Annotated in this window: 12 protein-coding genes and 1 pseudogene; all 13 read right to left on the reverse strand. The window is 60.2% G+C overall.

The features are described from left to right. Positions 1-232: 232 nt before the first annotated feature. Positions 233-2,284, reverse strand: a complete 2,052-nt coding sequence (gene paaZ / locus AC1MEA_RS16630) for a phenylacetic acid degradation bifunctional protein PaaZ (protein WP_480416808.1) — start codon at positions 2,282-2,284, stop codon at positions 233-235. Positions 2,285-2,475: 191 nt separating this feature from the next. Beyond that, complete coding sequence (paaE, locus tag AC1MEA_RS16635) at positions 2,476-3,552, reverse strand: 1,2-phenylacetyl-CoA epoxidase subunit PaaE (protein ID WP_480416809.1); 1,077 nt, start codon at positions 3,550-3,552, stop codon at positions 2,476-2,478. 33 nt (positions 3,553-3,585) lie between these two features. After that, positions 3,586-4,119 (reverse strand): 1,2-phenylacetyl-CoA epoxidase subunit PaaD, encoded by a 534-nt coding sequence (paaD, locus tag AC1MEA_RS16640; protein WP_480416810.1) that lies wholly within the window; start codon positions 4,117-4,119, stop codon positions 3,586-3,588. Next, complete coding sequence (gene paaC / locus AC1MEA_RS16645; protein ID WP_480416811.1) at positions 4,106-4,867, reverse strand: 1,2-phenylacetyl-CoA epoxidase subunit PaaC; 762 nt, start codon at positions 4,865-4,867, stop codon at positions 4,106-4,108. Before paaC ends, paaD begins: the two co-directional genes overlap by 14 nt. A gap of 8 nt (positions 4,868-4,875) precedes the next feature. Continuing rightward, complete coding sequence (gene paaB, locus AC1MEA_RS16650) at positions 4,876-5,157, reverse strand: 1,2-phenylacetyl-CoA epoxidase subunit PaaB (protein ID WP_007943393.1); 282 nt, start codon at positions 5,155-5,157, stop codon at positions 4,876-4,878. Positions 5,158-5,184: 27 nt separating this feature from the next. Then, positions 5,185-6,174 (reverse strand): 1,2-phenylacetyl-CoA epoxidase subunit PaaA, encoded by a 990-nt coding sequence (paaA, locus tag AC1MEA_RS16655; RefSeq protein ID WP_480416812.1) that lies wholly within the window; start codon positions 6,172-6,174, stop codon positions 5,185-5,187. Between the two features lie 464 nt (positions 6,175-6,638). Further along, positions 6,639-7,111, reverse strand: a pseudogene (locus tag AC1MEA_RS16660) (IS110 family RNA-guided transposase); the annotation flags it as partial. A 116-nt stretch (positions 7,112-7,227) separates the two neighbouring features. Further along, on the reverse strand, positions 7,228-8,553 hold the full coding sequence (gene paaK, locus AC1MEA_RS16665) for a phenylacetate--CoA ligase PaaK (RefSeq protein ID WP_480416813.1): 1,326 nt from the start codon (positions 8,551-8,553) through the stop codon (positions 7,228-7,230). 99 nt (positions 8,554-8,652) lie between these two features. Further along, complete coding sequence (gene pcaF, locus AC1MEA_RS16670; protein ID WP_480416815.1) at positions 8,653-9,864, reverse strand: 3-oxoadipyl-CoA thiolase; 1,212 nt, start codon at positions 9,862-9,864, stop codon at positions 8,653-8,655. Next, positions 9,857-10,306 carry a hydroxyphenylacetyl-CoA thioesterase PaaI gene (gene paaI / locus AC1MEA_RS16675; RefSeq protein WP_480416816.1) on the reverse strand — a complete coding sequence of 150 codons (450 nt, stop codon included), beginning with the start codon at positions 10,304-10,306 and terminating at the stop codon, positions 9,857-9,859. The genes pcaF and paaI overlap by 8 nt, the downstream gene beginning before the upstream one ends. Beyond that, positions 10,293-11,816, reverse strand: a complete 1,524-nt coding sequence (gene paaH, locus AC1MEA_RS16680) for a 3-hydroxyacyl-CoA dehydrogenase PaaH (protein WP_480416817.1) — start codon at positions 11,814-11,816, stop codon at positions 10,293-10,295. Before paaH ends, paaI begins: the two co-directional genes overlap by 14 nt. 3 nt (positions 11,817-11,819) lie before the next feature. Beyond that, positions 11,820-12,611: a 2-(1,2-epoxy-1,2-dihydrophenyl)acetyl-CoA isomerase PaaG gene (gene paaG, locus AC1MEA_RS16685; RefSeq protein WP_480918159.1), complete on the reverse strand. Its 792-nt coding sequence runs from the start codon at positions 12,609-12,611 to the stop codon at positions 11,820-11,822. A gap of 51 nt (positions 12,612-12,662) precedes the next feature. Continuing rightward, entirely contained in the window at positions 12,663-13,436 is a 774-nt protein-coding gene (paaF, locus tag AC1MEA_RS16690; protein ID WP_480416818.1) for a 2,3-dehydroadipyl-CoA hydratase PaaF, read from the reverse strand. Positions 13,437-13,659: the final 223 nt, after the last annotated feature.

The raw sequence follows: 13,659 nt of genomic DNA on the forward strand, positions 1-13,659 counted from the left end.
AATTGGTGGCTATAGCCCGCCATTTTGATGCGACAAAGCCCTGATTAGTCGGGGCTTTGTCGTTGATGGGGTTTTAGTAGGGAATCTTTTAGTTATGCGTTCCGAAACTCCCCCCCTTTGTTCAAGGTTTGGTATTGGCTCCCCGCTTTTTCGATACGCCCACTTTGAGAAATTCCCCATTTGTGCGGGGCCTGAGAAGCGGGCTCCGGCTCAAAGCTTTTGTGTCTGATTACTACTCACGTTTCACTACCAGGGTCAAAATATCGTAACTGGCGACCAGCTCACCCAACTGGTTAGTGACTTCCACGTCCCACGCGACCACACCTTGCGGGATGCCTTGCGGGCTTTTTTTACCCTGATCAATTTTGCGTTTGCAGGTTAGGCGTGCCTGAATCGTGTCGCCAATTCCCACAGGAGTGATGAAGCGTAAAGTATCCAGGCCGTAGTTGGCCAGAACCGGGCCGGGTGCCGGGGACACAAACAGGCCTGCTGCCGCCGAGAGCACGAAGTAACCGTGGGCGATGCGTTTACCGAATTGCGATTCCTTGGCGGCGATGTCGTCGAAGTGCATGTAGAAATGATCGCCGGACAGGCAACCGAAGTTAACCAGATCCGCTTCGGTCACGGTGCGACGGTGAGTCAGCAGCGATTCTCCGATCTGCAGGTCCTGGAAGAACCGGCGGAACGGATGCACTTCGGTTTCGATGACCTTGGCGCCACGCACGTATTCGCGGGTGACAGCGGCCAACATGGTTGGCGAACCTTGCACGGCGGCGCGTTGAAGGTAGTGTTTCACCGCGCGTAAACCGCCGAGTTCTTCACCTCCGCCAGCACGACCCGGGCCGCCGTGTTTGAGTTGTGGCAACGGCGAACCATGGCCGGTGGATTCGGCAGCGGATTCGCGGTCGAGCACCAACAAGCGCCCGTGCCAGGCCGCGGCGACTGGAATGGCCTTGGCTGCGATCTGCGGGTCCTTGGTGATCAAACTGGCCACTAGGCTGCCTTTGCCGCGAGCGGCCAGGGCCAGGGCTTCGTCCAGGTCGTCGTAAGCCATCAGAGTGCTGACCGGGCCGAACGCTTCGATATCGTGAGCCCCGCCCTCGGCGTGCGGGTCGCGCGATTGCAGCAGGGTCGGCGCGAAAAACGCGCCCTGGCTGACGTTTTCACCACGCGGCTCGAAACCGTCGCGGGCTCCAAACACCATATCGCTGCTTTGCAGCAGGCTTTCCAGACGCTCAGCAACGTCTTTTTGCTGATCGTGGGAGGCCAGCGCACCCATGCGCACGCCTTCCACCGACGGGTCGCCGACCACGACTTTCTTCAGTCGATCACGCAAGCGGGTCGCGACCGCATCGATGTGTTTGGCCGGAACGATAGCACGGCGAATGGCTGTGCATTTTTGCCCGGCCTTGGTGGTCATTTCCCGGGCGACTTCCTTGATGAATAGCTCGAACTCTTCATCGTCCGGGGTCACGTCCGGGGCGAGGATCGCGCAGTTCAGGGAGTCGGCTTCGGCGTTGAACGGCACCGAGTTGCGGATCAGGTACGGATTGACCCGCAGTTTGGCGGCGGTGTCGGCCGAGCCGGTGAAGGTCACCACGTCTTGGCCTTGCAGGCGATCCAGCAAGTCACCGGTGCTACCGATGATCAATTGCAGACTGCCCGCCGGCAGCAAACCGGACTCGTCCATCAGGCGCACGACTGCTTCGGTCAGGTAACTGGTGGCGCTGGCCGGTTTGATGATGCACGGCATGCCGGCGAGAAAGCTCGGTGCGAACTTTTCCAGCATGCCCCAGATCGGGAAGTTGAACGCGTTGATGTGCACCGCGAGGCCTCCGCGAGGCACCAGAATATGCGTGCCGGCGAAGGTGCCCAGTTTGCTCAACTGCATCGCCGGGCCTTCGTGGACGATGTTGCCCGACGGCAATTCGCGCGAGCCGAGGCTGGCGTAGGTGAATAGTGTGCTGTTGCCGCCTTCGATATCGATCCAGCTGTCGGCGCGGGTGGCGCCGCTGTGGTAGGAGATCGCGTAGAGCTGTTCCTTTCGTTCGCTCAGGTACAAGGCCAGGGCCTTGAGACGCTGCGCTCGTTGCTGGAAGTCCAGCGCCATCAGCCCGCTGACGCCTTGACTTCGGCCGTGCTCGACGGCTTCGGCGAAGTCTGGGCGCTCTTCATGAGTGCGCGCAACTTCATGGCCATCGATGGCGCTGCGCAGGACCTGAGCACCGTGTTGGCCGATCCAGCGACCGGCGATGAAACTTTGCAGGGTAGGGGCGTGAGGCATCACGATTCCTCCAAGTTATGAATGTGTTGGCGCGACCGCGCCATTAAGGGATCTACCACAGCACCAGGGTGTACTCCTGAAGGAGTTGCTTTGCTGGCGATAAGGAAAGTGAGCTCACTGGTGAACCTCAGGCTGCCATCGCTGGCAAGTCGGATCGCCGCACCACTGTTCCTACAAGGTTTTGGTGTTTTTTAGAGCTGATCGAAATCCAGCACCACTTTGTCGCTGATCGGGAATGCCTGGCACGACAGCACATAGCCTGCGGCCACTTCGTAGTCTTCCAGAGCGTGGTTGCTGTCCATTTCCACTTCGCCTTCGATGACCTTGCATTTGCAGGTCGAGCACACGCCGGCCTTGCACGAGTAGGGCAGTTCGGCACCTTGGGCGTTGCCGGCATCGAGAATGCTTTGGCTGTTGCGCGGCAAGTCGAAGGCCAGGGCACGGCCGTCGCTGATGACGGTGATCTGGCTGACGGCAGCATCCACCTGGCGAACTGCCTCTCGCGCTTGGCGTTTTTGCTGGCTGCCAGCGGCGGCGAACAGTTCGAAGTGGATGCGTTCAGGCGCCATGCCTTTGGCCTTGAGGCTGTCGCGCACGGTTTCGGTCATCTCCTGCGGGCCGCAGATGAAGGCCGCGTCGAGGGCTTTGACGTCGAGCCAGCGGGAGAACAGTTGCTCGCATTTCTCGGCGTTGATCCGGCCGTTGTACAGGTCGATATCCTGCTGCTCACGACTGAAGACGAAGATCAGGTTCAAGCGCTGCAAGTAGCGATTCTTCAGGTCTTCCAGTTGTTCGCGAAACAGCGCGCCAGAGCTGGAACGGTTGCCATATAGCAGCGTGATGCGGCTGTGCGGCTCGGTTTGCAGGGTGGTTTTGATGATTGACAGGATCGGAGTGATGCCGCTGCCCGCTGCGACCGTGAGGTAGTTGCCATTACGGGTCGGGTCGAGCTCAACGTGAAAGTGCCCGGCCGGCGGCATCACTTCCAGGCTGTGCCCGGCCTTCAACTGCTCATTGGCAAACGCAGAAAAACGCCCACCGGCCACACGCTTGATCGCGACGCGCAGTTCACCGTCGTTGACCCCGGTGCAGATCGAGTAGGAACGGCGCACTTCTTCGCCGTCCATATGTGTGCGCATCACCAGGTGCTGGCCCTGGGTGAAATGAAAACTGTCTTGCAGGTGCTGTGGAATCTCGAAGGCGATGGACACCGCGTCACGGGTCTCGGGGCGCACGTCCTTGATGGTCAGGCTGTGAAATTTACTCATTTTTATTCTCCAGCTGGGACGGCCGATCGCCGCTCAGATGCACTTGAAATAGTCGAACGGTTCCCGGCAATCGCAGCAGCGGTACAACGCCTTGCACGCGGTGGAACCAAACTCGCTGAGCATTTCGGTGTGCGCGCTGCCGCACTGCGGGCAAACGATTACCGGGCTTTCGCCGAGCAGGCTGCGTTTGCTGGTGCTGCCCTCCGGCGGCGCAATGCCGTAGGCGCGCAGGCGTTCGCGACCGCTGTCGGTAATCCAGTCGGTGGTCCAGGCCGGGCTCAATTTGCGTTCCAGTTGCGGCGCCTTGAACCCGGCGAGTTCCAGCGCCTCGCGGATATCGCTTTCGATCACTTCGGTAGCAGGGCAACCGGAATAGGTCGGCGTGACCACCACGTGCAAGTGCCCGGCATGCCAGTCGAGATCACGAACGATGCCCAAATCGACCACGCTGACCACCGGCACTTCCGGGTCCATGACCTGCGCCAATGTCGCCCACGCAGCTGCCAGGTCGGTCGGCTGTGCCGACCGTGCGCCCTGGTCGCTGGCGATCAGCTCACCAGGTTGCATCGGGGTACGCTCGGGGCAGGAATTGCATCTCGGCCAACAGAATGCCGAGGTGTTCGGTGTGCAAGCCACGGCGCGCGTTCAAATAGAAATAGCTCGGCGCGGCGGGCACTGGGAGGGTCGCGCTGGCGAAAATCTCGCTGACCTTGGCTTGCCAGGCCGCGGAGACCTGTGCGGTGTCCGGGGCGATGCTGGCGTCGCACAGACGCTGTTCGCTGTCATCGGCGCTGGTCAGCTCGACCGTGAAGCGCCAGACATCTGGGATCGCCGCGAGCATGCGCTTGTGGCTTTCCTCGGTGCCGTCACCTAGGCGCTCGACCCATTCGCTGGAGCGGCGCAGGTGATAAGTGACTTCCTTGACGGCTTTGGCGGCGATCCCGGCAATGCGCTCGTCGCTGGACTGGCTCAGGCCGCTGAGCACTTGCAGGTGCCAGGCGTCGTAGAGGAATTGCTTGAGGATGGTTACCGCGTAATCGCCGTTCGGTTGTTCCACCAGCAGTAGGTTGCGATAGGCGCGCTCATCTCGGCGGAAGGCCAGATGATCGGCATCGCGACAATCGTCCAGCAGTTCGGCGGCGTAGTCCAGCCAGTTGCGCGCCTGACCGATGAGGTCGAGGCCGACGTTCATCAGCGCCAGTTCTTCTTCCAGTGCCGGAGCCTTGCCGCACCATTGGCACAGGCGCTGGCCCTGGATCAGGGCGCTGTCGCCGAGGCGCAACAGGTATTCAATCAGATCAGTCTTGTTGTTCATGGTCGACCTCACATGTGCCCGACTTCGGCCGGCAGCTCGTAGAAGCTGGCGTGGCGATAAACCTTGTCGTCCGACGGGTCGAACAACGGGTCTTTTTCATCGGGGGAGGAGGCGGTGATTAGCGCCGAAGGCACCACCCACAGGCTCACGCCTTCACTGCGGCGGGTGTACAACTCGCGCGCGTTCTCGATGGCCATGGTGGTGTCGGCGGCATGCACGCTGCCGACATGCTTGTGGTTGAGGCCGTGCTTGCTGCGCACGAAGACTTCAAAAAGGGTCCATTCAGACATTTCAGTGACTCCACATCAGGTGGCCGATCAGGCGGCGTTCTTGTTCTGTTTTTTGCGAGTGTGGGCGACCGCGGCTTCGCGGACCCAGGCACCGTCTTCAATGGCTTTGCGGCGGGTGGCCACACGTTCCTGGTTGCACGGACCGTTGCCCTTGAGCACTTCGTAGAATTCGCTCCACTGGATTTCGCCGAAGTCGTAGTGACCGCGCTCGGCGTTCCACTTCAGGTCTGGATCGGGGCAGGTGCAGCCCAGTAGTTCTAGCTGCGGGATGGTCTGGTCGATGAAGCGCTGGCGCAGCTCGTCGTTGCTCTGGCGCTTGATTTTCCAGGCCATGGACTGAGCACTGTTCGGCGAGTGTTCGTCGCTCGGGCCGAACATCATCAGCGACGGCCACCACAGACGGTTGATCGCGTCCTGGACCATGTCTTTTTGCGCCTGATTACCGTGGCGCATCATGGTCAGGAGGATTTCGTAGCCCTGGCGCTGGTGGAAACTCTCTTCCTTGCAGATCCGCACCATGGCCCGGGAGTAGGGGCCGTAAGAGGTGCGCTGCAACACCACTTGGTTGACGATCGCCGCACCATCCACCAACCAGCCCACCGCGCCCATGTCGGCCCAGTTTAACGTCGGGTAATTGAAGATGCTCGAGTACTTGGCCTTGCCGCTGTGCAGCTTGGCGATTTCTTCGTCGCGGTCGGCACCGAGGGTTTCCATGGCGCTGTACAGGTACAGGCCGTGGCCGGCTTCGTCCTGAATCTTGGCCATCAGTTGCAGTTTGCGTTTGAGCGATGGCGCGCGGGTGACCCAGTTGCCTTCGGGCAGCATGCCGACGATTTCGGAGTGGGCGTGCTGGGAGATCTGCCGGATTAGGGTTTGACGATAGGCATCAGGCATCCAGTTTTTAGCTTCGATCTTGATTTCTGAATCGATTTTTTCCTGGAAGGCGCGTTCCTGGTCGGACATTTCCGAGAGGTCTTTGATGCGCTTAACGCCGGTTTCTACAAGCTGTGCGTACATGGGGGTCTCCCGCCTTGAATCAATTCGAGGGCATTGATAACTTTATAAGCGATACAGAAATTAATATCAAACACAAAATACCGTATCTAGTTATTTTTTGTATCAGCTTGGGATGAGTGGCTGGTTTTGGGTGTATATCCGGTTTTGTGGTCACGGCTACTTAGGGTTCTAACCTTTACGCCGGGTCACTTTGGAGGAAGTAACCAAATGTGTGGTCAGCCCATCTGCTGACACTACGGGACGATGAGCGGCAATGTGCACGCGTATTCCCACGCCCTGTGTGGGAATGCATCCCATGACGATACGCGCGTCCCTTGCGCAGGACTTGAGCCTTACGTTGATTGCATAACGCAGCGATCCTCTGCGACAGTCCCACGTTTAGAGTGGGAGCGATCACGCAGCTGCCGAAAGCTGCGATGGTTCGACCTTGTCGGTGCCTTGGTTTTAAGATGGTTAAACAGCAATAAAGCCGCACTGCCAACAGGCAAGCTGATCCCAAACTCAAGCAAGAATCCGTGAATTTGGTTCGTCGTAGCGGTGCGGTTACCGACCAATGAATCGTGCACTCTATGCAGTGCCGCCAAGGTCTGCTGTTCGGCTGTTTTGATCGCGCAGAGCGCATTGCAGGGCGGCTCGCCGCCTCGCAAATCGCTTCGGCATCAATGAAATTGTTTTCATTGCCTTTGACGAAAGGTTTGACGTATTGCGGTGCGATTAGCTTCACGATGTGGCCCAACGTGCCGATCTGGCGAGCCAGCCAGTGGGCACCACCGCAAGATTCCATCACCACCGTGCGGGCGTGTAATTGAGCCAACGTGCAGAGCAATTGGCTTCGGCTGGTCTTCTTGCGTATCACTTGATGGCCTTTAGCGTCCTGGCCGTGCAAGTGGAAGCTGTGCTTGCCAATGTCGATGCCCAGAAGAGTCGCAGTGTTCATGAGAGATCCTCCGTCTGAAAACGAGAAAAGCCCCACGAGCGTAAACCTGTGGGGCTTCTCGGTCAGGCTGACCATCTCATTAAGCCCCGCATAAAGCGGGGCTAAAGGTGCAGCAGTCATTCTTTCGGACGTTTATCCATGACGTGGCAAGCCTTGCCCTCTGAGCGCTTGATCGAATGGAATGGCTGCAAGACGATTCGCGTACTGATGCCGATATAGGTTTTGATGTGTTTGCTCAGCTCACCACATATCGCCTTTTGCTGTTCATCGCTTAGGTGCTGGTGCTCAGCCTTTAGCTCCACATGTACATCGACACTGTCTAGGTTGCCATTGCGATACAGATGAATCTCATAGAACTCGGAAAGTTGTTTAACTTTCAGCACCTGCTCCTCGATCTGCGTCGGGAACACATTGACCCCACGAATGATCAACATGTCATCGCTGCGCCCTGTGATCTTGTCGATCCGTCGCATCGGCCGGGCAGTACCCGGCAGCAGTCGCGTCAGGTCGCGAGTGCGATAGCGGATCATCGGCAAGGCTTCTTTGCTCAGGGACGTGAACACCAGCTCACCCATCTGACCGTCCGGTAGCACTTCACCCGTGACCGGGTCGATGATTTCCGGGTAGAAGTGGTCTTCCCAGATGGTCGGCCCGTCCTTGGTCTCGGCGCATTCCATGGCGACGCCTGGCCCCATGATTTCCGAGAGACCGTAGATGTCTAGCGCGGTGATGCCCAAACGGTTTTCGATGGCGCTGCGCAGTTCGGCAGTCCACGGCTCGGCACCGAAGATGCCCAGGCGCAGGGCCAATTTGTGCGAGTCGATACCCTGACGCTCGATTTCATCGGCTATGTTGAGCATGTAGGACGGCGTGACCATGATGATGTCCGGTTGGAAATCCTTGATCAGTTGCACTTGTTTCTCTGTCTGGCCACCCGACATCGGAATCACCGTGCAGCCCAATCGTTCTGCACCGTAATGCGCACCCAGGCCACCGGTGAACAGGCCGTAGCCATAGGAAATGTGCACCTTGTCGCCACGGCGGCCACCCGCAGCGCGAATCGAGCGCGCAACCACGTTGGCCCAGGTGTCGATGTCGTTCTGGGTGTAGCCGACCACGGTCGGTTTGCCCGTGGTGCCGCTGGATGCGTGCAGACGCACGATGTCGTGCATCGGCACGGCGAACATGCCATAGGGGTAGTTGTCGCGCAGGTCGGATTTGGTGGTGAAAGGAAACTTCGCCAGGTCCTCCAGGGACTGGATGTCGTCCGGGTGCACGCCCAGCGCATCGAAGCGTTGACGGTACAGCGGCACATTGTTGTAAGCGTGGTTCAGGCTCCAGCGCAGGCGATCCAGCTGGTGCTGACGGAGTTCGTCGATGCTGGCGGTTTCCATCGGGTCCAGCACAAGATCAAGCACGGATTGGGCATTTGGCATGTTCATGATTTCACTCTAATTATTTTTGTGTTTCAGCCCCTCCTCGGAAGGGCTTTGAGTGCATGCCCCAAGGATACCTCTCGGCTCCCCGGGAATCGCGGTTCTTTAGTCGGACAAGCGCTCGATGATCAGCGCGATGCCCTGGCCGACGCCGATGCACATGGTGCACAAGGCATAGCGACCCTGACGTTCTTCCAGTTCATGCAAGGCGGTGGTCACCAGCCGTGCGCCGCTCATCCCCAGCGGATGGCCGAGGGCAATCGCGCCGCCATTCGGGTTGACCCGTGCATCGGTGTCGCTCAGGCCGAGCTCGCGGAGTACCGCCAGACCTTGCGCGGCAAAGGCTTCATTGAGTTCGATCACATCCATATCGGCCAGGCTCAGGTTGGCCAGCTCCAGCACCTTGCGAGTCGCCGGCACCGGGCCGATGCCCATGATGCGTGGCTCGACCCCGGCAGTGGCCATCGCCACCACCCGGCCACGTGCAGTTAAGCCGTGACGCTTCGCAACTTCCGGGCTGGCCAGCAACAGCGCGCAGGCCCCGTCGTTGACCCCGGACGCATTGCCGGCGGTGATGCTGCCGCCTTCGCGGAACGGCGTGCCGAGCTTCTGCAACTGCTCAAGCGTAGTGTCGCCGCGTGGGTGCTCGTCATGCTCGACGACTTTGGCCGGGCCTTTGCGCTGGGGGATTTCTACCGCGACGATTTCTTTGGCAAAGCGCCCGCTGGCCTGGGCGGCGCTAGCCCGCTGCTGGCTGCGCAGGGCAAAGGCGTCCTGGTCGGCGCGGGAGATGTTGAACTGCTCGGCGACGTTCTCGGCGGTCTCCGGCATGGAGTCGACGCCGAAGGCTTTTTTCATCAGCGGATTGACGAAGCGCCAGCCGATGGTGGTGTCGTAAAGCTGCGCGTCGCGGGAAAAGGCTTGCTCGGCCTTGCCCATCACCAGCGGCGCGCGGGACATCGATTCGACGCCGCCCACCAGCATCAGGCCGGCCTCGCCACAACGAATCGCCCGCGCAGCCGTGCCGATCGCATCCAGCCCGGAACCGCACAAACGGTTGAGGGTGGTGCCCGGCACGCTGACCGGCAACCCGGCCAGCAGCGCTGACATGCGGGCGACGTTGCGGTTGTCTTCGCCGGCCTGGTTGGCACAGCCGTAGATCACATCGTCGACGGCATTCCAGTCGACCTGCGGGTGACGGCGCAGCAATTCGCGCAGAGGCACCGCGCCGAGGTCGTCGGCACGCACACTGCTCAAGGCGCCGGCGTAGCGGCCGATCGGGGTCCGCACTGCATCGATGATCAAGGCGTCATTCATTCGGGTTCTCCTGCGTCAGCACAGCGCCGCGCACTTTGTAGGATTTGCCATGGAACAGGGCGATCAACTGGCCCTGTTGGTTTTCAATGCGTACGTCGTAGTTGCCGGTGCGACCGGAACGGCTTTGCTCGGTGCAGTCGGCCGTCAAGGTGTCGCCCAGGCGCGCCGGGGCGATGTAGTCGATGCTGCAACCGATGGCCACCGTAGCTTCGTTGTAACTGTTGCAGGCGAAGGCAAACGCCGAGTCAGCGAGGGCGAACAGGTAGCCGCCGTGGCAAGTGCCGTGGCCCTGAATCATCTTGGCGCGCACGTTCATGCCCACGCGGGCTGCGCCGGGCGCCGCCGAGAGCAGGCGCATACCCATTGCTTGGCTGGCGGCGTCGCGCTTGAACATCGCTTGCGCGCAGGTGCTGGCCAGATTCATTGCTTCATGGTTTGTCATGGAATGTCCTTCCTTCAGCGACCCGGCGGCGCAACAGCAGCGATGGCCGATAACGTTCTTCGCCATAACTGGCTTGCAGGTTTTGGAGCACGGTGAGGATCTGCGCAAGCCCGATGGCATCGGCCCAGGCCAGCGGGCCTTGTGGGTAATTGACCCCTGCGCGCATCGCTAGGTCGATGTCGGCGGCCGAGGCAACTCCTCGCAGCAGGGCGTCGGCGGCTTCATTGGCGAGCATGGCGACGGTGCGCAACACGGCGAGGGCCGGGCTGTCGCTGAGTTGGCTAACTTTAAGTCCTGCCCGTTGCAGCAGGGCGAGGCCTTGTTCAAGCGCTGATGGATCGATGTCTGTCGAGCAGCTGATGGCGATCCGACTGGCCTTGCCGTAGTCGAACGCCAGGTCGAGCAGGATCAGATTGTGTAGACCGTCTTCATTGGCCCGTTGACTGGCCATGCGCCCGTCGCTCAACGCCAGCACCGCGTCGCCGACCCGCAGCAAGCCTTGACCATCGCGCTGGATGATTTCGACGCCATGTTCGCGCAAGCGTGGGATTAGGCTCTCTGCAATGCCGAGATCGCCTTCCACGACGCAGGTTTCAATGGCTTGTTCGCTGATGATCGAGGCGGGCTGCGCACGCTCGGCACCGTCGGCATAGCTATAAAAGCCCTGACCGCTTTTGCGCCCCAAACGCCCGGCGTCGACCAGTTCTTTCTGAATCAGCGACGGCAGAAAGCGGGTGTCGCCGTAATAGGCGTCGAACACCGAGCAGGTCACGGCATAGTTGACGTCATGACCGATCAGATCGGTCAGCTCGAACGCACCCATTGCAAATCCACCGGCATCGCGCATCAGCGCATCGAGGGTCGGGCAATCGGCGGCGCCTTCTTGCAACAGACGCATGCTCTCTGCGTAAAACGGCCGGGCTACGCGGTTGACGATGAAGCCAGGCGTGGAGCGGGTGTGCACCGGTTTTTTGCCCCAGGCTTTGGCGGTGTCATACAGACACTCGGCCAACGCCGGATCGCTGACCAGGCCTGAGACAATTTCCACCAGCGCCATGACCGGCGCCGGGTTGAAGAAGTGTAGGCCAAGCAAACGTTGCGGATGATTCAGTTGCGCGGCGATGCTGGTAATCGACAGCGACGAGGTGTTGCTGGCGAGAATGCAGTGCTCGCTGCAGATGCCTTCTAGCTGCCGGAACAGGGCGCGTTTGGCCTCGAGGTTCTCGACGATGGCTTCTATGATCAGTTCGCAATCGGCCAGGGCTTCGATGGCTTCCACTGCCTGCAGGCGGGCGATGGTTGCAGTGCGTGCTTCAGCCGAGAGCTTGCCGTTTTCGACGCGTTTGCCCAGTTGTCGGTCAATGCCATCGATCGCCTGCGCAGCAGCGCCGGGGCGATTGTCGAGCAATAGCACCGGATGACCGGCCTGTGCGGCGACCTGCGCAATGCCTGCGCCCATGGCGCCGGCGCCGATCACCGCGATGCGCGCGTTTGTGTTTAGAGCAGTCATGACTCAGCGCCCCTTGAAACTTGGGCTGCGTTTTTCCATGAACGCGCTGACGCCTTCACGGTAATCCTCGCTGCGCCCGGCCAGGCGTTGCAGATCTTTTTCCAGCTCCAGTTGTTCGTCAAACGTGTTGCTCAGGCTGGCGTTCAGGCTGCGTTTGATTAGTGCTAGACCATAAGTCGGTTGCGTGGCCAAATGGCGGGCTAGCGTCAGGGCTTCATTGCGCAGTTCAGCGTCATCGACGCAGCGGTAGATCAGCCCCCATTGCTCGGCTTGCTCGGCACTCAAGCGATTACCGAGCAAGGCTAGGGCCTTGGCGCGGGCTATGCCGACCAGGCGCGGCAAGGTCCAGGTGCCGCCGGAGTCGGGGATCAGGCCGATTTTGCAGAAGGCCTGAATGAAACTCGCCGAGCGCGCCGCCAACACCAGGTCGCAGGCCAGCGGAATGTTGGCGCCGGCCCCGGCGGCTACACCGTTGACCGCGCAGATCACCGGCATCGGCAGGTCGCGCAATTGGCGGATCAGCGGGTTATAGAATTTCTCGATCGATTCACCCAGATCCGGCACGGCGCCGTCCGGCGCGACATTGCGGTCGCTGAGGTCTTGCCCGGCGCAGAAACCGCGGCCTTCACCGGTCAGCAGCAGGACGCGCACGTCCGGGGTTTGCCGAACCAGTTTCAGCGCTTCCTTCACTTCGCCGTGCATCTGCGCATTGAAGCTGTTCAGTTGGTCCGGCCGATTGAGGCTGAGCAGGGCGACGCCGGCCTCGATGGAAAACAGGATGTGTTCGAAGTTCATGGTCATGGCGCTCTCTAAGAGGTCGTTCGAATTCGATGGCTGATCGGCGGGTTATTCGCCGGTAAATGTCGGTGTGCGCTTTTCCTGAAAGGCCCGGATGCCTTCGTCGCGGTCGCGGGTACCCGCCAGCAATGTGAAGGCATGGCGTTCGAAACGCAGGCCGCTGGCAAGGTCGGTGTCCATCGCCTTGAGCAGCGCTTCCTTGGCCAGGCGCACAGCCAAAGGGGCTTTTGCGGCAATACGGTGGGCAATCTGCAAAGCGTGTTCGACGGTGAATTCCGGTTGAGTCACTTCACTGACCAAACCAGCACGTTGGGCCTGGCGGGCGTCAATCGGCTCGCCGGTCAGGACCATCTGCATCGCCATGGACTTGCCCACAGCACGCAGCAGGCGTTGGGTGCCACCGGCGCCGGGCATGATCCCGAGGTTGATTTCCGGCTGACCAAAACGGGCGTCTTCACCGGCAATGATGATGTCGGCGTGCATCGCCAGTTCGCAGCCACCGCCGAGGGCAAAGCCATTGACAGCCGCGATCAGCGGCTTGTTGAAACGGGTGATGGTCTGCCATGACGCCTGGCGTGGGTCTTCGAGGATGCCAACCAGATTGCGTTCGGCCATTTCCTTGATATCGGCCCCAGCCGCGAAGGCTTTGCGGCTGCCGGTCAGGACAACGGCATGAGTGTCGGGATCGGCTTGCGCAGCGGTCAGTTCATCCGCCAATTCACCGAGCAATTCGGTGGTCAGGGCATTCAGTGCTTGCGGGCGCTGCAGGGTAATCAGGCGAACGCCCGGCTCGAGGAACTCGACAGCAAGGGTTAGAGGCATGGCGGATGCCCTCACGATGCACGCTCGGCGGAGTGCCGGCTTGTTATTGGATCGGCCGCTGGGGCCGGTTTTGCCCAAGTATAGCTATAACGTGATACGCAAATGCAATACAAAAATATATTTAATGTGTCCCATTGGTATGGGTTTGGTGTTTTTTTGGATGGGTAAAGCGGTAGTTGATGGGAGCTTTTGTCCCGATTTTATTGGGTTTTTTGCCGCTTAA

Source organism: Pseudomonas sp. ASL8, assembly GCF_056680355.1.